At 58.1% G+C, this 20,271-nt stretch carries 15 protein-coding genes; 10 read left to right on the forward strand and 5 right to left on the reverse strand.

Annotation, left to right across the window (positions count from 1 at the left end):
• Positions 1 to 96: 96 nt before the first annotated feature.
• The 6 genes from INT20_RS12225 (at position 97) to etfB (ending at position 7,982) form a co-directional block, all read left to right on the forward strand.
• Entirely contained in the window at positions 97 to 1,074 is a 978-nt protein-coding gene (locus tag INT20_RS12225) for a dipeptidase (protein WP_193054053.1), read from the forward strand.
• 96 nt (positions 1,075 to 1,170) lie between these two features.
• Entirely contained in the window at positions 1,171 to 1,704 is a 534-nt protein-coding gene (locus tag INT20_RS12230) for a DUF5943 domain-containing protein (protein WP_192526879.1), read from the forward strand.
• Between the two features lie 11 nt (positions 1,705 to 1,715).
• Complete coding sequence (gene dgcA, locus INT20_RS12235) at positions 1,716 to 3,788, forward strand: dimethylglycine demethylation protein DgcA (RefSeq protein ID WP_193056986.1); 2,073 nt, start codon at positions 1,716 to 1,718, stop codon at positions 3,786 to 3,788.
• 84 nt (positions 3,789 to 3,872) lie between these two features.
• Positions 3,873 to 5,894 (forward strand): (Fe-S)-binding protein, encoded by a 2,022-nt coding sequence (locus INT20_RS12240; protein WP_193054055.1) that lies wholly within the window; start codon positions 3,873 to 3,875, stop codon positions 5,892 to 5,894.
• Positions 5,891 to 7,168, forward strand: coding sequence for an electron transfer flavoprotein subunit alpha (etfA, locus tag INT20_RS12245; protein ID WP_193054056.1), 1,278 nt, complete (start codon positions 5,891 to 5,893; stop codon positions 7,166 to 7,168). Before INT20_RS12240 ends, etfA begins: the two co-directional genes overlap by 4 nt.
• Positions 7,158 to 7,982 (forward strand): electron transfer flavoprotein subunit beta, encoded by an 825-nt coding sequence (gene etfB, locus INT20_RS12250; protein ID WP_192526875.1) that lies wholly within the window; start codon positions 7,158 to 7,160, stop codon positions 7,980 to 7,982. Before etfA ends, etfB begins: the two co-directional genes overlap by 11 nt.
• Before the next feature lie 81 nt (positions 7,983 to 8,063).
• Here the strand turns inward: etfB and INT20_RS12255 are convergent, their stop codons facing one another.
• From INT20_RS12255 to INT20_RS12265, 3 genes are all read right to left on the reverse strand, one after another.
• Positions 8,064 to 8,951: a DMT family transporter gene (locus INT20_RS12255; RefSeq protein WP_193056987.1), complete on the reverse strand. Its 888-nt coding sequence runs from the start codon at positions 8,949 to 8,951 to the stop codon at positions 8,064 to 8,066.
• Between the two features lie 96 nt (positions 8,952 to 9,047).
• The gene (locus INT20_RS12260) at positions 9,048 to 10,799 is read right to left on the reverse strand and encodes a sodium:solute symporter family protein (RefSeq protein ID WP_193054058.1); all 1,752 of its coding nucleotides are present in this window, start codon (positions 10,797 to 10,799) and stop codon (positions 9,048 to 9,050) included.
• A gap of 176 nt (positions 10,800 to 10,975) precedes the next feature.
• Positions 10,976 to 12,553, reverse strand: coding sequence for a BCCT family transporter (locus INT20_RS12265; protein WP_193054059.1), 1,578 nt, complete (start codon positions 12,551 to 12,553; stop codon positions 10,976 to 10,978).
• Between the two features lie 200 nt (positions 12,554 to 12,753).
• On the opposite strand from INT20_RS12265, the gene INT20_RS12270 reads away from it, so the two are divergent.
• Positions 12,754 to 12,987 (forward strand): hypothetical protein, encoded by a 234-nt coding sequence (locus INT20_RS12270; protein ID WP_193054060.1) that lies wholly within the window; start codon positions 12,754 to 12,756, stop codon positions 12,985 to 12,987.
• Positions 12,988 to 13,085: 98 nt separating this feature from the next.
• Here the strand turns inward: INT20_RS12270 and INT20_RS12275 are convergent, their stop codons facing one another.
• Positions 13,086 to 14,372 carry an aromatic ring-hydroxylating oxygenase subunit alpha gene (locus INT20_RS12275; RefSeq protein WP_193054061.1) on the reverse strand — a complete coding sequence of 429 codons (1,287 nt, stop codon included), beginning with the start codon at positions 14,370 to 14,372 and terminating at the stop codon, positions 13,086 to 13,088.
• Between the two features lie 368 nt (positions 14,373 to 14,740).
• On the opposite strand from INT20_RS12275, the gene INT20_RS12280 reads away from it, so the two are divergent.
• Complete coding sequence (locus tag INT20_RS12280) at positions 14,741 to 15,847, forward strand: hybrid-cluster NAD(P)-dependent oxidoreductase (RefSeq protein ID WP_192526870.1); 1,107 nt, start codon at positions 14,741 to 14,743, stop codon at positions 15,845 to 15,847.
• A gap of 173 nt (positions 15,848 to 16,020) precedes the next feature.
• On the opposite strand, the gene fdhA is transcribed toward INT20_RS12280, so the two are convergent.
• Entirely contained in the window at positions 16,021 to 17,208 is a 1,188-nt protein-coding gene (gene fdhA, locus INT20_RS12285; protein ID WP_192526869.1) for a formaldehyde dehydrogenase, glutathione-independent, read from the reverse strand.
• Between the two features lie 437 nt (positions 17,209 to 17,645).
• Between fdhA and glyA the strand changes: the two genes are divergently transcribed.
• On the forward strand, positions 17,646 to 18,974 hold the full coding sequence (gene glyA / locus INT20_RS12290) for a serine hydroxymethyltransferase (RefSeq protein WP_192526868.1): 1,329 nt from the start codon (positions 17,646 to 17,648) through the stop codon (positions 18,972 to 18,974).
• A gap of 46 nt (positions 18,975 to 19,020) precedes the next feature.
• Positions 19,021 to 20,271, forward strand: a complete 1,251-nt coding sequence (locus INT20_RS12295; RefSeq protein WP_192526867.1) for a sarcosine oxidase subunit beta family protein — start codon at positions 19,021 to 19,023, stop codon at positions 20,269 to 20,271.

Here is a 20,271-nt window from a genome sequence, read left to right on the forward strand (position 1 = left end):
TGATGACGCTTTTGGAATTTCCATCGTCGTTTCCAAGAGCAGATAGGCACCACCTCAGCGCTATGCTCCCTACATAAACAATTCAGGAGCCACGTTATGAACCCTGCCGAATTACACCAGGACGCCATCATCATTGACGGCCTAATCATTGCCAAATGGAATCGCGAACTGCTGGAAGACATGCGCCGTGGCGGCCTGACGGCAGCCAACTGCACTGTCTCGGTTTGGGAGGGGTTCAAGGCAACGGTGGACAATATTGTCGCCTCCAACAAACTGATGGAAGAGTGCAGCGACCTGGTTCGCCCGGTGCGTACCACCGCCGACATCATGCGCGCCAAGGAAGAGGGCAAGACCGGAATCATCTTTGGTTTCCAGAATGCGCACGCCTTTGAAGATCAGATCGGCTATGTCGAGATCTTCAAACAGCTCGGCGTAGGCATTGTGCAGATGTGCTACAACACCCAAAACCTGGTCGGTACTGGCTGCTACGAGCGTGACGGCGGGCTGTCCGGCTTTGGCCGCGAGATCGTTGCCGAAATGAACCGTGTGGGTATGCTGTGCGATCTTTCCCACGTAGGCGCCAAGACCTCTGAAGAAGTCATTCTTGAGTCCAAAAAGCCGGTGTGCTACTCCCACTGCCTGCCCTCCGGACTCAAGGAACACCCGCGCAACAAGTCGGATGCAGAGCTCAAGTTCATCGCCGACCACGGCGGCTTTGTCGGCGTCACCATGTTCACCCCGTTCCTCAAGAAGGGCGTTGATTCGACCATCGACGATTACTGCGAAGCGATTGAGTACATCATGAACATCGTGGGTGAAGACGCCATCGGTATCGGCACCGATTTCACCCAAGGCCATGACCAGAACTTCTTTGAGTGGCTGACCCACGACAAGGGCTATGCCCGCCGCCTGACCAGCTTCGGCAAGATCATTAATCCCGAAGGTATCCGTACTATCGGCGAATTCCCCAACTTGACAGAGGCGCTTCTCAAGCGCGGCCTGAGCGAATCTCAGGTCAGAAAAATCATGGGCGAGAACTGGGTTAGAACCTTGAAGGATGTGTGGGGCGAATAAGTACATGCACAGCCTGTACTGCCGTTCGACGAGATCCTGGAAGCCACTGAATAACTCAATGTCTTTTGAATAAATATAAGTGTAAGGAATACAACCGTGACCAAAACCGCCCCCGAGCTCCCGATTGACGTCGACAGCGAAACCGGTATCTGGACAACCGACGCGCTGCCGATGCTGTATGTCCCGCGCCACTTCTTCGTCAACAACCACGTCGCCATTGAAGAGGCCCTGGGTGCTGAAAAATACGCCGACATCCTCTACCAAGCGGGCTATAAAAGCGCTTGGCACTGGTGTGAAAAAGAGGCCGAACTCCACGGTATGGAAGGCGTGGACGTGTTCGAGCACTACATGAAGCGTCTTTCGCAGCGCGGCTGGGGCATCTTCGTGACTGAAGAGATTGACCTGAATGCAGGCACGGCCCGCGTGCGCCTTGAACACAGCGCCTTCGTGTATCAGATGGGCAAAGTGGACCGTAAAATCGAGTACATGTTCACCGGCTGGTTTGCCGGTGCCATGGACCAGATTCTGAGTGCGCGTGGAAGCTCGCTGCGCACGGTTGCCGAACAGACCCAAAGCGGCGCCGAAAAGGGCTGTGAGTACGGCCTGTTTGTTGTCACGCCCAAGAACTGAGGATCGCTGCCATGGCATTTGAGGCACTGTTCAAGCCGATCCAGATCGGCAACCAAACCATTCGTAACCGTGTGGTCAGTACGGCCCACGCCGAGGTGCACGCCACCGACGGCGGCATGACCACGGACCGCTACGTCAAATACTACGAAGAGAAGGCCAAGGGCGGCTGCGGCCTGTGCATCTGCGGCGGCTCGTCGATTGTTTCCATCGACAGCCCCCAGGGCTGGTGGAGTTCGGTCAATCTCTCGACCGACCGCATCATCCCGTACTTTCAGAACCTGGCCGATGCCGTGCACAAGCATGGCGGCAAGATCATGATCCAGATCACCCACATGGGCCGTCGCTCACGCTGGGATGGCTTCGACTGGTCGACGCTGGTATCGCCGTCGGGCATTCGCGAGCCAGTGCATCGCTCGACCTGCAAGACGATCGAAGTAGAAGAGATCTGGCGCATTATCGGTGACTTCGCCCAGGCCGCGCGCCGGGCGAAGGAAGGCGGTCTCGACGGCGTTGAGCTCTCTGCCGTACACCAGCACCTGATTGATCAGTTCTGGAGCCCGCGCGTCAACAAGCGCACCGATGAGTGGGGCGGCAGCTTCGAAAATCGCATGCGTTTTGGCATGGAAGTGATCAAGGCGGTGCGCGCCGAGGTGGGCAATGACTTCGTGGTGGGCCTGCGCATTACCGGGGACGAGTTCCACCCCGATGGCCTCGACCACGAGGAGATGAAGCGCATCGCGGCCTATCATGACGCCACCGGCATGATCGACTACTTCGGCGTGATAGGCTCTGGCTGTGATACCCACAACACCCTGGCCAACGTCATTCCCAACATGTCGTTTCCGCCCGAGCCCTTCCTGCACCTGGCCTCGGGCATCAAGGAAGTGGTCAACGTGCCGGTCATCCATGCCCAGAACATCAAGGACCCCAATCAGGCCCAACGTATTCTTGAAGGTGGCTACGTGGACCTGGTGGGTATGACCCGTGCTCATATTGCCGACCCGCACATCATCGCCAAAATCAAGATGGGCCAGATCGACCAGATTAAGCAGTGCGTGGGTGCCAACTACTGCATCGACCGGCAGTACCAAGGACTCGACGTGCTGTGTATTCAGAACGCCGCGACCGCACGTGAATACATGGGGCTGCCGCATATTGTCGAGAAAAGCGAAGGCCCCAAACGCAAGATAGTCATCGTGGGCGGTGGCCCGGGGGGCATGGAAGCGGCACACGTATGTGCCAAGCGCGGTCATGATGTCACCCTGTTTGAAGCCCAGGATCAGCTCGGTGGTCAGATAACCCTGGCCTCGAAAGCCCCCCAGCGCGATCAGATTGCTGGCATCACTCGCTGGTACCAGCTGGAGCTGGCACGCCTTGAGATCGACCTGCGCCTGAGTACCCGTGCCGACGAAGCGACCATTGCTGATCTGCGCCCGGATATAGTAATTCTGGCCACCGGCGGGCAGCCGTTCCTCTCCCAGGTACCGGAGTGGGGTTACGACAGCGACCTGGGCAAGAGCTTGGTGGTCAGCACTTGGGACATTCTTAGCGGCAGCGTAGCGCCGGGCAAGAATGTACTGGTCTACGACACTATCTGCGAGTTCTCCGGCGTTTCAGCGGCCGACTACCTGGCAGACAAGGGATCAAAGGTCGAGATCGTTACCGACGATATCAAGCCGGGTGCCGCGGTGGGTGGCACCACCTTCCCGACCTACTACCGCAGCCTGTACGAGAAAGAGGTGATCATGACCTCGGATCTCGCCCTGCATAAGGTATATCGCGAAGGCGACTCACTGGTGGCGGTGCTTGAAAACGAGTACTCCGGCGCGCTAGAAGAGCGGGTGGTGGATCAGGTGGTGGTGGAAAACGGCGTGCGCCCGGATGAAGCCCTCTACTACAGCCTCAAGGAGCAGTCGCGTAACAAGGGCCAGACCGATATCGAAGCGCTCTACGCGATCAAGCCTCAGCCCTGTCTGTCTGAAAGCGGCGATGGCTTCGTGCTGTTCCGTCTGGGTGACTGCACCGCGCCACGCAACACGCATGCCGCCATTTATGACGCGCTGCGGTTATGCAAGGACTTCTGACCCACTAACGCTGTAAGCTGAATGTCATGGGCCATCAGGCTCATGACATTTCGTACTTACGGTGTCTCTGAGAGGAGAGACGCCATGCTTGATACCCTCCTACCGATACTGCTGTTTTCTGCGCTGTTACTGGCTGCCATTGGTGCTGTGCGCCGTGTGCGTCTGTGGCGCCAGGGGCGGCCCTCTCCTGCACCGATTATCCGCGGCCTGATGCAGGTACCCAGGCGCTACCTGGTGGATCTACACCACGTTGTCGAGCGGGATAAACTCATCTCCCATACCCACGTGGCCACCGCGGGCGGCTTTGTGCTGGCCGCATTACTGGCAATTGTGGTACATGGCTTTGGGCTTGATAGCACTATCTTGGCCTGGGTATTGCTGGCCGCCACGGTGAGCATGTTCTTGGGTAGTTTAGTGGTTGCCAAGCGGCGCAGCCCGCCACCCTCACGGCTTTCCAAAGGGCCGTGGATGCGCCTGCCCAAGAGCCTAATGGCGTTCTCCATCGGCATGTTCGTGGTGACGCTGCCCACTGCCGGTATTCTGCCAGAAGGCTTTTTCCAAAGCGGAGCAGGCTGGCTGGCTGCACTGGTGCTGGCCGGTGTCATCACCTGGGGCCTTGGCGAGATGTTCTTCGGCATGACCTGGGGCGGGCCGATGAAACACGCTTTTGCCGGCGCCCTGCACCTGGCCTTCCATCGCCGCCCCGAGCGTTTTTCCAAGCGCGCTGGCGGAGAGCACCGCTCAACCGGGCTCAAATCGTTGGCGCTGGATGACGAAAGTGCCAAGCTCGGCGTTGAGGTACCGGCTGACTTCACCTGGAACCAGCTGTTAGGCTTTGATGCCTGCGTTCAGTGTGGGCGCTGTGAAGCCGTCTGCCCGGCCTTTGCCGCCGGCCAGCCGCTCAACCCCAAGAAGCTGATTCAGGACATGGTAGTCGGCATGGCAGGCGGCACCGACGCCCACTATGCAGGCTCGCCCTACCCCGGCAAGCCGGTCGGCGAGCATGGCGGCAGCCCCCACGACCCGATTGTTGCCCGCACGGGTAGCGCATTGGTGGATGCCGAAACGTTGTGGTCCTGCACGACCTGCCGCGCCTGCGTTGAAGAGTGCCCCATGATGATTGAGCACGTTGATGCCATCGTCGATATGCGCCGCTTTCTGACCCTGGAACACGGTAATACGCCCAATAAGGGCGCCGAAGTGCTAGACAACCTGATTGCGACCGACAACCCCGGCGGCTTCGAACCTGACTCACGCCTGCACTGGGCGGCAGACCTCAATCTGCCGCTGATGGCCGACAAGCGCGAAGCCGAGGTGCTTCTGTGGCTGGGCGACGGCGTGTTTGACATGCGCAACCAGCGCACGCTGCGCGCGTTTATCAGTGTGCTGCGTGCTGCCGAGATCGATTTCGCCGTACTGGGTAATGAAGAGCGTGATAGCGGCGATGTCGCCCGCCGTCTGGGCGATGAGGCTACTTTCCAGAGTTTGGCGCGGCGCAACATTAAGACGTTGAGCCAGTACCGCTTCGCACGCATCGTTACCTGTGACCCGCACAGTTTCCACGTGCTGAAAAACGAGTACGCCGATCTCAGCACCGCCGACATGCCTTCCCGGTATGAGGTTTTCCATCACAGCACCTATATCAACCAGCTCGTCACCGACGGCAAGCTCACGTTCAAAGCCTGGAAAGGCGGCAACGTGACTTATCACGACCCCTGCTACCTGGGCCGTTATAACGGTGAATACGAAGCCCCACGCGCGGTGCTCAAGGCGCTAGGGATTGAGGTTAAGGAGATGGCTCGCTCTGGCTATCGCTCGCGCTGCTGCGGTGGCGGTGGCGGCGCACCGATCACCGATATTCCTGGCAAGCAGCGGATTCCCGATATGCGTATGGAAGATGTTCGCGAAGCCGGTGCTGACCTGGTCGCGGTAGGCTGCCCACAGTGCACTGCGATGCTTGAAGGCGTGGTAGAACCCCGCGCTGACATCAAGGATATCGCCGAACTGGTCGCCGACGCGTTGATCATCACAACGCCTGACGAAAAGGCGACCCAAAGTAAGCCCGCGCCAGCATCACCGCGCGCCACCCTGGAGGTAATGCCATGAGCGAGCTTGTTCGTCGTGACCCTCGAAAAGAGTGGATCGCCCGCAACCGCCTGCACCCGCAACATCTTGAGATGCTCGCCGAACTGGGTGGCGGCGCAGTAGCCAGCGAATGGATGGGGCCTAACGGCGTGATGCGCCGCAACCCCCATGCGGTCGGCTTCATCGGTCCCAACGGCATTCGGCGCATTGATCGTAGCGGCGTCCAGCAGGCGGCACAGGCGCCAGGGCGCAGCGTTGAGGCCAAGGATACGAGGACGCCGGTCACTATCGACACTCCCGCCTTTATGGTGGCGGTCGTACCGGATATGGCTGGTGGGCGCCTTTCCTCCCACGACCGTGATCTGTTAGGGCTTGCCCGCCAGCTAGCCGATGCCGACCCGGCCCAGCCTGGTGCCGTACTGGCCGTGGTGTTTGGCGAGCATAAAGAAACCACCTTTGACGAGGCGGGTATTGACCGGCTACTACACTTGGAAGGCGAGCGTTTCTCGGGCTACCTGCCGGAGCTTAGCGTCGCCACCTTGCAGAGCGTAGATCGTGAAATGATGCCCCGCTACTGGCTGCTACCCGACTCAAGCGTTGGCGGTGAGCTCGGCAGGCGCCTCGCCACAAGGCTTGGCGAGCGCCCGGCCGCTCAGGTCTGGCAGGTCGAGGCAGACACTGAAAGCGCAACCGGCTGGCGCTGTACCGCACGTGGTGCGGCAGGTAGAAACGACATTACCCGCGTCCTGCCCCGTATCGTACTGGCCTTGGCCGAGTGCGCCGACCCGGTCAGCGAAACCCGCCACGCGGCTGAGCCGATCACACTTTCTAACGGGCTTCCCGAAATACTCGGCCGCATTGAGGACATGGGCGAAGTCGCGGTGGACCCGGCCAGCGTATCGCTCGCGGAAGCAGAATTTATCCTTTCTGCTGGCAATGGCGTGAAAAGCTGGGATAGCTATCATCACGCTGCCGAGGTGCTCGGCGCCACCAAAGGCGCCTCACGGGTGGTGGTGGATGACGGCTTTATGCCGCGCGACCGCCAAGTGGGCGCCACCGGCACCTGGGTCTCTGCCCGCGTTTATGTAGCGGTAGGAATTTCCGGCGCTATCCAGCATCTTCAGGGCATTCAGAGCTGCGAGAAGGTGGTGGCGATCAACCTCGATGAAGGCTGCGATATGGTCAAACGTGCCGACCTGGCAGTGATCGGCGATGCCAGCCAGATACTCGCTGCCCTTGTTACACAGGTTGAGCAGTACCGCGCTGAACAGCAGGAGAATCGCGATGCCGCATGATGTCAGTAACAAAAGTGCCAAGCAATCAACCGCCAACGCGCTGAACGTCGCTGTACTGGTTTCGGTAGGCCAACACCCACTGACCGCGCGCGCACGCCGCGCCGACCAGGATGCCCGAGCGGTAGAAATGGCCCTGACGCTGGAAAACGCCTCGGTCAGCCTGCTACATGCCGGCCAGCAAAATAGCGATCATGAAGAGGCCATCCGCGGCTATCTCGGCATGGGTATCAACTCTGTTGGCTTGATCGAGCAGCAACCCCACGCCGATGTAATCCCCGCGCTGGCCAACGCGTTACGCGCCAGCGCCCCGCAGCTGGTGCTGACCGGTACTCGCGCCGAAACCGGCGAGGCCTCGGGTGTAACGCCCTACCTACTGGCCGAGGCGCTTGGCTGGCCGATCATTACCGGTCTAGCGGCGGTAGAAAAGGTCGAGCAGGGAGTGATCACGGTGCTGCAAGCATTGCCGCGCGGCAAGCGGCGGCGCCTGCGCATTCGTCTACCGGCGCTTGCCACGGTGGACAGCAGCGCTCCCGCCGCCCGCCAAAGTGCCTTTGGCCCCGCCAGGCGCGGCGAGTTAGCCCATCAAAAAGCGGCCAGCGAGCTTGATGAAGCACTAAGCACTTGGCAGTTCCAGCCAGCGCGCAAGCGTCCCAAGCGGCTTAAGATCGTTAAGTCATCATCGGCGCGTGACCGTTTCAAAGCCGCCGCTGCCAAGTCCGGCGGTGGTGGTGGGCAGACGCTTAACGACGTCACCCCAGAACAGGGTGCCGAAGCGATCTTCAAACTGCTCAAGGAGGAAGGAGTACTGCGCTAGGCGCACTGCTTCACGATAACGATACTGTCAGCCCGCCTTCTCGGCGGGCTTTTTAGTCCAGGTTCATGAGCGGCAAACGTACTACTTTCCCATAAAGCCCGAGTATAGCCGCAGGCGCTGCCTTTCCAAATGCAGGCCAATCCCCGCATGTACCATCAGCACGCTGATCACCACCGCCCCGCCCGCAAGCGTTGAGGCCGTGGGCTGCTCGCCCAACAACCACCATACCCAGAGCGTACCCAGCGCGGTTTCAACCAGATAGAACAACGCCACTTCCGTCGACGGCAGATAGCGGGTCGCGCTGTTGATCAGCACGGTGGCCAGCGGCATCTGAATAAGCCCCATCACCGCGAGGACGCCATAGCGCGGGGCATCCAGCGCAAACGGCGAAGCCAAAGGCAGCGCGATTGCCGCAGAAAGCAAGCCCTCACCAGCAATCACCACGATGCGATCAATGCTCGGAAAGCGGCGCAGCACCGTCAAATTACCGCCAATCGCCGCTGCCGCCGCCAGCGCATAAAGATTGCCTACCAGCATGCCGTGAGCGCCCTCGCCCATAAAGACCAAACTCATGCCCAGCATGCAGACGGCGATCGCAACCAGCGTGCGCAAAGCGACACGCTCTTTGAGAAACACCCGTGAAAACAGGGCAGCGAACAGCGGCGCAGTGCTAAGGATCACCACCACGTTGGCTACGTTGGCGTTCATCACCGCGAGTACGAAAAGCGCCGAAATCAGCCCCAACAGTATTGCCGAAACCAGCGATGAAAAAGGGTTCACGCGTAGCGTGGCCAGTCGGTTGCCTCGACAACACGCAAGCCCCAGCACACAGAACATCAAAAAGCCGCGCCAGAAGACGATGGTCCAACCCTCGGTATCGGCAAGGCGGATCAGCAGGCCGTCGAAACTGAGAAACACCACCCCCAGTACCACCATCAACAGACCGCGCTGATAACCACTTAACTGCATGATATTGACTCCCGGTTGGCAGAAAAAGATAACCGCTCACCCATGGGCGAGCGGTTAAGCGTAACAGTTGAGCGCAGGCTCACGGCCCAGGCCGTGTTAACGGCCAGGTGACACGGCCACCGGCGCAGTTGAAGCCCTCTGCTGGCGAGGGCGAACTACCCAGAACCCTACGGCTCCCGCCATCAGCAACATGCTCCCGCAGCCGACCGCCAGCATATAGCCACCCTGCACGGCACTGCCAGGCACACTAAACTGCTCGGCGAACCCGGCCAACGTGACCGCGTACTGTTGCCAGAGAAATACCCCGATGGCGCCACCGGAAAGCATGGTGCACAGGGCAATCACACGGGTGCCTGTCACCCAGCCACTGACGGCCTGAGCATCAAATGTATGCAGAAACGTCTGGTACTCTTTCTCGGCCTGGCTGACATGGGTAAACCTGGAAGCCAGCGTAATCGCCACCAGCGCCATCAAGGTGCTTAGCAGTACCGGGTGCAAATATACCGGCAGGCTAAGCCACTCGGCCTGAATCATCATCGACAGCGCGACGTTACCCACAAAGCCCACCGCCAAGCCCCAGCCCGCGCCTGCGGCGGTAATCCGCTTGCTCCAGATGCTCATCAAAGCAACCGGCCCCCAGGAAGAGGCAAATAGCGTGGCGGCAAACCATACCACTGACATAACCGCAGGCGGTTGAAACAGCGCCAGCAGCAGTGCTATCAAGCCCGCAGCGAGCACCGCAATACGGCTTTTTCGCATGGCCGACGTCTCATCTTGCGAGGCTGAGAGGATATCGTTGGAGAGGCTAAAGCCGATGATCGACAGAAACGTCGAGCAAGACGATAGCCCCGCCGCAAAGACGCCCGTTAGAATGACCACACCAAGCCAGGTTGGCAGCACGTTGAGCGCCACCCAAATCATGGAGCGCTCCGGGTCCAGCCCGGCATCGTAAAGATTGATGGCCGCCCCGGTCATCATCATCAATGCGTAGAAGATGGCCAGCGCCACTGCCGTCAACATGGCCGAACGCATTACCACGTGCTCATTGCGGGCCATCAGGTAACGGCTGGATTGCCAAGGACTCGCCGCCAGCACCGCTGCCCACACAAGGCCGAGTGTTAGTCCCCAGGTAAGCGCCTCGCCAGGCGAGGAGAAGTTGGCCTCAGGCCCTTCCAGCACGCCGTGCCATAGCGCAATGCCGGGCTTGTCGGTTTGGGTAAGCAGGCCTTCCACCACACCGTTCCACCCGCCCAAATCTTGAATCACATAGATCGAACCGCCCAAGGCTGCCAGCGAGAAGATCACAAACATGATGGTGTCGGTGAGCATGACACCGGGCGATCCCGAATAGAGAATAAAACCCGTATACGTTGCCCACACCAATACCAACCCGACCCAGTACGGCATACCGGTCAGCTCAGAGAACATGATGCCCGCGCCCTGCATAACGCCTAACAGATACGCGCCAAGGCCGATAATTGTGGTCAGCCCGGCAATCACCTGAACACGGCGCGAGGCAAAGCGCTTGCCAAAAAATTCCGGCACGGTACGTGCCCCGCTGCGCCGAAGGTAACGCCCAAACACCAGCGCACCCAGCAGGCATCCCGAGGTGCTGACGGCCGCGAAGATCAGCATCACAAACGGATAGCCCTGATAGGCAAAACCCGTTTCACCGAGAAACGCGCTGGTGCTGAGATAGCTTGCTACCAGCGTACCCAGGATAAAAAACGTGGGAGCATTGCGGCCAGCAACCAGATAATCATCCAGACCTTTGACGCGCCGTCCGGCGAGATGCCCGATAACAAAGTAGCCCACCAGGCTGAGCAGTATTGCGATGGTGTAAATCATGAGAATAGCCGTCAGGTTATTAATATTGTTTAGCCATGGTGCAATGCTTTGGCTGTCTACTCTTTGCTATTAGCGGCAACGCATGCAGGAATCACGACACGATATCCGCTAACCAATAGGGGCGCCATTGAAATGGCGCCCCTATTGGCAACAACAAAGTACAGCAACAAACCTGACTATCGCGCTATTTTGGGCACCGCATTGAGCTCGCGCCACTCCTTGTGAAGCCCTTTGTAAAGGCTGAAACACATCAGCAGAAGCACCAGCGTAAAGGGTAACCCTGTCGCCACCGCGCCTGCTTGCAGCGCGCTAAGCGCCGCGCTACCGCCACCGTAAAGCAGCACACCAGCGATGACACCTTCAAGCGCGGCCCAGAACACCCGCTGCCCCTTGGGCGCATCGGTTTTCCCACCCGCGGTGATATTGTCGATGACGAGGGAGCCAGAATCCGCCGAGGTAATGAAAAAGACCAGCACCAGCACAATCGCCAGCGTCGAGGTGATGCCAGTGAACGGCAGTAGCTCCAGCATGTGGAACATGGCAAGCGAAACGTCGCTGATGCCGTTGGCTAATTCGCCCATGCTATTTTCGGCCTGAAACAGTGCCGCGCCGCCAAAGGTGCTCATCCATACCAGCGTGACCAGCGTCGGCACCAACAGCACCGCAATCAGGAACTCGCGTACCGTGCGCCCCCGGGATACACGGGCAATAAACATCCCCACAAACGGCGACCAGGAGATCCACCACGCCCAGTAGAAGATGGTCCAGCCGTGATACCAGACGTCATCATCGCGGCCAATCCAGTTCGAAAGCGGCAGGATATGGCTGACATAGTCCACTGCCGTGGTGCCAATTCCCGTTATAATCATCAGCGTCGGTCCGGCGATTACCACAAACAGCAGCAGCACTGCCGCGACCACCATATTGATGTTCGAGAACAGCTTGACGCCGCCGTCGATTCCCCGCCATACCGAAAACAGTGCAATCACTGTAACCACCAGGATGATTGCCATCTGCGTTCCAAGGGTATTGGGTATGTCGAAAAGATAGGCAAGCCCGCCAGCCGCTTGGGTAGCGCCAAAGCCAAGCGACGTTGCCAAGCCAAAGATGGTTGCCAATACGGCAAGAATATCAATGGCATGGCCTGCCCAGCCGCGCGTTCGCTCACCCAAAATCGGGTAAAAAGCAGAGCGCAGGGTTAGCGGCAAGCCTTTATTGTAGGTAAAAAAAGCCAAGGATAGCGCGACAACGCCATAGATCGCCCATGGATGAAGCCCCCAATGAAACATGGTGGCGCCCATAGCGGCGCTAGCGCCCTCCGGTGTACCTGGGGGAATATTCAAGGGTGTACCGTACCAATCGGTGTAGTAGGCCACTGGTTCAGCAACACTCCAGAACATCAGCCCGATACCCATACCCGCCGCAAACAGCATGGCGAACCAGGAGGTGCGCGAGTATTCCGGCTTGGCATCATTTCCGCCCAAGCGTATCCGCCCAACCGGAAGACAGATAAGCGCCAGACAGAACACTACAAAAATATTACCCGCAATCATGAACAGCCAGTCGAAATGCTCAATCGACCAGTTCTTGGCAAGGCCAAGCTGGGTATTCGCAGCATCGGAATAGATCAGCGCATAAAGAATAAACAGCAGAATGGCGAGTGCGGAGAGCGGAAAGACGGGGTTATGGAAATCCAGCCCCATCACCTGCTTGTTATCCTGACCGGGGGTCAAAACAGGATCATCATGGTCCATAGGTTATCCTCATTGTTATTTTTTTCTGTACGCTAACCGCCAAGGTGGCGGATAGGGCGTTTAAATTTTTAGGCGATACTCACTTGCGCAGTTATTCAAAACCGACCCCGGCATAGCTATTGCCGCGTTGCCAGCGCTATTGCCGGCCGATTTATAGGTACACTGACAGACCAACAACCAACACAAGAGAGGATGCCGTCATGATGATTGTCGAACTGATTGATGGTGATGATTTTCGGGCACAGCTGACCGCGCTGGGTATCGATATTCCAGAGAACGCCGACCCCGATACATGTGCTCAAATCGCCGCTGAGGCCCATCGCAAGCAGGAGATTGTCGAGCTGCCAACGTTGGTGCGCAAGCTTATCGATCAAAAGGACATTCTGCTGCCTTCGGTACGCCACGCTATTGAGCGTTTTCTGCCCTTTGAGTAAGGGCATGAGCTGATTGATTAATGCGTTGATGAACGGATTGGCAATTGCTAGACGCAGGCTGGCCCGCCAAAGCGGGCCAGCCCATCATCAGCGTGCAGTTAGCCCTGCGCCAACTGCAGCGATACGCTATCGCTTCCCAGATTGCTGAGCATGCGCTCGGAGTACCAATCAATAAAGTCGATGACGCCAAACTCGTAGGTTGGTGAATAGGGGCCGGGCTGGTAGGCCTTGGAGTTGATACCGCGCTGATTCTCTTCCGCCAGCTGGCGATCCTGATCGTTGGTGGCGTCCCACACGCGACGCATGTTTTCCGGGTCGTAATCCACGCCCTCTACCGCGTCCTTGTGCACCAGCCACTTGGTCGTGACCATGGTTTTCTGCGGGCCAAGCGGCAATACACGGAACACGACGGCATGGTCGCCCATGAAGTGGTTCCAGGAGTTGGGCAGGTGCAGAATGCGCAGCGAGCCCATGTCCGGGCTGGTCAACCGGCCCATCAGCTTGTTACACGCTGGCTTGCCATCCATGGTCATGGACACCACGCCATCAAGTAGCGGTGTGCGCGTCAGGCGGTTACGCTTGTCAAAGCGCTTGAGCCGCCAAGGCACCTGCTCGCCGTTCCAATCGGCCTGCTTGCGGGTCACCAGGTCTTTATATTTGTCCGTCGCGCGCGGGTCTTCGGTATCGTCAAACTCGATTAGCGAGTTCAAAAGCTCTGGGTGCGCACCATTACAGTGATAACACTCGCGGTTATTCTCGATGACCAGCTTCCAGTTGGCCTGCTCAATAATACTCGACTCTACAGCGACCTTGACGTTATCCATCTGGTACGGCTCAAGGTAGTGCTCAAGCGTCTCCAGGAGGTCGTCGATGGCGGGCGGGTTATCGCTCAGATTAATAAATACAAAGCCCCCCGCCGTGCGCACGTTAACCGGCTTCAGCCCGAACTGGTTAAGGTCGAAGTCCGTACCCATGTCGCTTCCGGCAAACAGCAAGCGACCGTCAAGCTCGTAAGTCCACTGATGGTAGGGGCATACCAGTTTAGCGACTTTTCCTTTGTCCTTGGTGCACAGCCGTGAGCCACGATGGCGACATACGTTATGAAAAGCATGAATCTGACCTTCACCGCCACGCACAATCACAACGGGATTATCACCGATTTCCAAGGTCATAAAGTTGCCCTTGGCCGGGATCTCGCAGGTCATCCCTGCGAATAGCCACTCTTTTTCAAAGACTTCCTGCATGTCGAGCGCAAACAAGCGGGCGTCGTTATAGAACGGTTGGGGTAGAGAAAACGCGTGCGCGCGGGACTGTAGCATATCAACCGTCGCTTCACGCATGGCAGCCAGAGGGTCGTTGAGTGTGTCATCCATTGTCTTGTTCATACCAGATATCCTTTTAAATACCGCCTCCCTTACCCAGGGTGGCGACAGAGTCATTAACCAAACGTAATTGTGTTGTTGTTAAGTTGCTGAACCTGGCGATTGTGTGAAGCGCGCAGCGCTTGCTACTTGTTGATGGATTGTGGTCCACGCCATTTGCTTTCAATTGTCTGCCCACGACACTATGTGGCGTGGCGACGACGTGGGCGGAGATTTTTGATAGGCAGAAGGTGCCGCAAGGTAAGTGCGTGTCGCTAACAGGCAAGCTGGTCATAAAGCGCGTACCCAGAATGCAGGTTAATGGTGCTGGACCGTGCAGACAGGACGGGCCGGTGAAGGCAACGCGATAGCACGGCCATATTGAGACGACGATGACAACGAACTTCTTTAATCCCGTCACGACCCAAACCTGGACCAACGGCCGCCACCATGTGCGGTGCGTCAAGATCATTCAGGAAACCTGGGACGTTCGCACGTTCTGCTTTATGGCTGAACAGCCGGTAATGTTCTTCTTCAAGCCGGGCCAATTTGTGACACTAGAGCTCGAAATCGATAATCAGCCCGTTATGCGCTCCTATACGATTTCAAGCTCTCCCTCTGTGCCTTACAGCTTCTCAATCACGGTCAAACAGGTGCCGGGAGGCCAGGTCTCCAACTGGCTGCATGCCAATTTAAAGGTCGGCGACGAGCTAGTGGTCCATGGCCCGGTGGGCAACTTCAACTCCATCGACTTTCCTGCCGAAAAGGTACTGCTTCTCTCAGGCGGCGTAGGCATCACACCGCTAATGTCGATGACGCGCTGGCTCTTCGATACCAACGCCAACGTCGATGTGGAGTTCATCCACAGCGCCCGTGCCCCGCGCGATGTCATTTTCCATCGCGAGCTGGTGCACATGTTCTCGCGCATCCCCGAATTCAAGCTCCATATCGTGTGCGAGAAGAAAGAAGATATCGGTGAGGCATGGGCTGGCTACCGCGGTTTTCTAACCCAGCCCATGCTTGAGCTAATGGCACCGGACTTCCTTGAGCGGGAGATCTTCTGTTGCGGCCCCGTACCGTATATGAATGCCATCAAAGCGATTTTGCGCGCCAACAACTACAACATGGACCACTACCATGAAGAGCTGTTTGGCGAGACGCCGGTTGACGTTCAGGAAGACGTCCTGGAGCTTGCCGAGCAGGCCGAAGTGGAAGCCGAGCTAGCAGAGCCTGAGGATCTGATCAACATCGAATTTGCCCAGTCGGGCAAAAGTGTACGTATACAAGCAGGCGAAACGGTTCACGCCGCAGCCGCCAAGCTGGGGCTGCATATTCCCAAGGCGTGCGGTATGGGCATCTGCGGCACCTGCCGAGTGGAGCTGAAATCTGGCGAGGTGGAAATGGAGCATAACGGCGGTATCACCGACGAAGATATTGAAGAGGGCTACATTCTGTCCTGCTGCAGCAAACCGAAAGGCGACCTCGTGGTCGATTTCTAACGCGGTAGCCCCTCATTCATCCACAACACTAGCCCAACCCCAAAACGGATACTGAGCTCCTCGGTATCCGTTTTTTGTGCCGTACACTCGCCTTAAGCGGACACAAAAAAACGCCCATGGCACGTAGCCATGAGCGTTATTAGCGTTGGTTACCCGCTTCTTTTAGCGCTTAATCAGGCAACACCAAGCAATCCATGCGGATCAAGCACGAACTTGCTGGCCACGCCCGCATCGAACTGCTCGTAACCTGCTGGCGCATCTTCCAGCGAAATCACCTGGGCGTTAACGATCTCGGCAATGTTCAAACGCCCGTGCAGAATGGCCTGCATCAGCTGGCGGTTGTACTGCACTACCGGCGTCTGGCCGGTATGGAACGAGAGCCCCTTGGCCCAACCCTGGCCAAAGCGCAGGCTCAGGCTACCAGTTTGTGCAGCTTTCTCGGTCGCACCCGGATCTTCCGTTACGTATAGACCAGGAATGCCGATAGAACCGCCTTCGCGAGTGACTTCCATCATCTGGTTAAGCACCACTGCCGGCTGCTCTTTACCGCCATGCCCGATCGCTTCAAAGCCCACCGCATCAATGGCGCTGTCCACACTAGGCTCGCCGACCACTGCGGCAATCATCTCGCCCAAACGGTCATGCTTGCTTAGATCAATCGGTACAAAGCCCATCTTGCGGGCGTGCTCCAGGCGATCCTTGTTGAAATCGCCAATCATCACTACCGCTGCGCCTAACAGGCGTGCCGAGGCGGCAGCGGCCAGCCCTACAGGGCCTGCGCCCGCTACGTACACGGTGGAACCCGCACCAACGCCCGCTTTCAAGGCGCCGTGGAAACCAGTCGGAAGAATATCGCTCAACATGGTTAGATCGCGAATCTGGCTCATGGCCTGATCACGGTCCGGGAACTTGAGCAGGTTGAAGTCAGCGTAGGGCACCATTACGTAGTGCGCCTGACCGCCCACCCAGCCACCCATATCAACATAGCCGTAGGCACCGCCCGCTCGGTCATCGTTAACATGCAGGCAAAGACCGGTGTGGCCCTCTTTACAGGTGCGGCAGCGGCCGCAAGCGACGTTGAAGGGAACGGATACAATATCGCCAATGTTTAGAAACTCGACGCCCTTGCCTTTTTCGATCACCTCACCAGTGATCTCGTGCCCCAGCACCATACCGGTAGGCGCCGTGGTGCGTCCGCGTACCATGTGCTGGTCGGAGCCGCAAATATTCGTGGACACTACTTTCAGAATGACACCGTGATCAATGGGCTTGCCATGGGGGGTTTCCATTTTCGGGTAGGCGATATCCTGAACTTCGACTTTACCGTCGCCGATATAAACAACACCACGATTGTTGGACATGCGAAATCCTCTCTTCCGGGTGCTGGCGCAGTCTCAAGAGGTTTTCTCAGAGAGCGGTCTCAAGGACGCTATCAAGGGCCACTCCAACAACTGCGCTGGCATCATTATTTTAAATCGAGCTGGCGTATGTGAAGCGCTTTCGAGAAACGCTTCCTGATCAGCAGGCCAATTAAAGATTAGCCTGTTGCCGCAGCATGACGCACCCGGCCTACCCGCAATTACTTATAAACGACGTCGAGCAATAAATGAGCGACGCCTTATAAAGGCCCATAAAAAATTCACGTCAATGTCGCAAATACGCCGAGCGGTGACGTCGGTAAGCATCTTGGGGGGCAAGCCCAGCGATACTATCGCGGCACGATAGCGTGAATGGTGATGCCATTCCTGACGCTAACAAACTCCCAGACCGAATATAAGCGACTAGCCTGGAGACCCAGATGACTCACAATAACTTTTCTCCCGAAGCCCGCTTGGCCAACTACGACACGGCCCTTGCCTCGGCAATCGCTGAAGAGACAGCGCGTCAAGAAGCCCACATCGAACTGATCGCCTCTGAGAACTACACCAGCAAGCTGGTGATGGAAGCGCAAGGCACCCAGTTGACTAACAAGTACGCCGAAGGCTATCCCGGTAAGCGCTATTACGGCGGCTGTGAATTCGTCGACAAGGTGGAAGCGCTGGCTATCGAGCGGGCTTGCAGCCTGTTTGGTGCCAACTATGCCAACGTACAGCCCCATTCCGGCGCTCAGGCCAATGCGGCGGTATTCATGGCGCTGGTAAGTCCTGGCGACACTATTCTGGGCATGAGCCTGGCCCACGGCGGCCACCTGACCCACGGTGCAGCCCCCAACTTCTCGGGCAAGCACTACAACGCTATCCAGTACGGCCTGGTCGAAGGCACCGGCGAAATCGACTACGACGAAGTAGAGCGGCTGGCGCGAGAGCATAAGCCGAAAATGATCATTGCGGGTTTCTCGGCCTATTCACGCGTGGTCGACTGGCGCCGTTTCCGTAACATCGCCGATGAAGTCGGCGCCTATCTGATGGTCGATATGGCCCACGTAGCGGGCCTGGTAGCTGCTGGTCTCTACCCGAGCCCGCTGCCCTATGCCCATGTCGTGACGACCACGACCCACAAGACACTGCGCGGCCCGCGCGGCGGCCTGATTCTCTCCGCCGATGGCGACGAGACGCTTTACAAGAAGCTCAATGGCGCGGTATTCCCCGGCCAGCAGGGCGGCCCGCTGATGCATGTGATCGCGGCCAAAGCGGTGGCGTTCAAAGAGGCCATGAACCAGGACTTCGTTAACTACCAGCGTCAGGTTATCGCCAACGCCCGTGCGATGGCGCGCATCTTCGTTGAGCGTGGTTTTGATGTGGTTTCCGGCGGTACCGACGATCACCTGTTCCTGGTCTCGCTGATCAAACAGGGCATTACCGGTAAAGATGCCGACGCAGCCCTTGGGCGCGCGCATATCACGGTCAACAAGAACACCGTGCCCAACGACCCGCAAAGCCCCTTCGTTACCTCGGGCCTGCGCATTGGCACTCCGGCGGTAACCACCCGCGGAATGGTTGAGGCAGACTGTGAGCACCTGGCAGGCTGGATTTGCGACATTCTTGACGTACTGGCCGACCAGCAGGACACCACTGACGTAGAAAACCAGGTACGTGAAAACGTCGCCGACCTGTGTGCCCACTACCCGGTATATGGCCAAGCCCAAACCACCAGTGAGCACGTAGCCGATAGCGCCTCAATCGCCTGACGATAGCCGCCAGCCGGCTCCGCGGAGCCGATCAAGGAGAAACTTTATGCAACGTTATTCCGGCTTCGGACTGGTCAAACATGCGCTTGGACATCACGAAAACTGGGAGCGCCAGTGGCGCAACCCTGAGCCCAAGAAGCGCTACGACGTCATCATTGTCGGTGGTGGCGGTCACGGACTAGCCACTGCTTACTACCTGGCGAAAGAGTTCGGCATCAAGAATGTCGCCGTGGTTGAAAAGGGCTGGCTGGGCGGCGGCAACACCGCACGTAATACCACCATCGTACGCTCTAACTATCTATGGGATGAATCAGGGCGGCTTTACAACCACTCGCTGGATCTGTGGAAGGGCCTCTCCCAGGATTTGAACTACAACGTGATGTTTTCCCAGCGCGGTGTACTCAATCTGGGCCACACCCTGCAGGACATGCGTGATATTCAGCGCCGCGTTCATGCTAACCGTTTGAACGGTATCGACAGCGAGGTAGTCACTCCGCAACAGATCAAGGAGATCGAGCCTCAACTGGATATTTCCAGCCGTGCCCGCTACCCGATCATGGGCGCTTCCTGGCAGAAGAGTGCCGGCGTGGCGCGCCACGATGCGGTGGCCTGGGGCTATGCGCGTGGTGCCGATGCTCTCGGCGTGGATCTTCTGCAAAATACCGAGGTCACCGGCTTCAAGATTCGCGATGGCAAGGTGCTGGGCGTCCACACCAACCGCGGTGATATCGAAGCCAATACCGTGGGCTGCGTGGCGGCGGGCAACTCCGGCGTATTGGCTAACATGGCGGGCATCAAGCTGCCGTTGGAATCCCATCCGCTACAAGCATTAGTGTCCGAGCCGCTCAAGCCGGTCCTCAATACCGTCACCATGTCCAACCACGTTCACGGCTACATCAGCCAGTCCGACAAGGGCGACCTGGTCATCGGGGCGGGCATCAACGGCTACGTCGGTTACGGCCAGCGCGGCAGCTACTCGACCATTGAGCACACCCTTCAGGCCATCGTCGAGATGTTCCCGATGTTCTCTCGGGTGCGTATGAACCGCCAGTGGGGCGGCATCGTCGATACCTGCCCGGATGCTTGCCCGATCCTGTCCAAAACGAAGGTTAAAGGTCTGTATTTCAACTGTGGCTGGGGCACCGGTGGTTTCAAGGCGACCCCCGGATCCGGGCATGTTTTCGCCGCAAGCCTGGCCAAGGGTGAAATGCACCCCATCGCTGCGCCTTTTTCCATCGACCGTTTCAATACCGGTGCGCTGATTGATGAACACGGCGCCGCTGGCGTGGCGCACTGA

It is taken from the genome of Halomonas citrativorans, assembly GCF_014898005.1.
GTDB classification, from domain to species: domain Bacteria; phylum Pseudomonadota; class Gammaproteobacteria; order Pseudomonadales; family Halomonadaceae; genus Vreelandella; species Vreelandella citrativorans.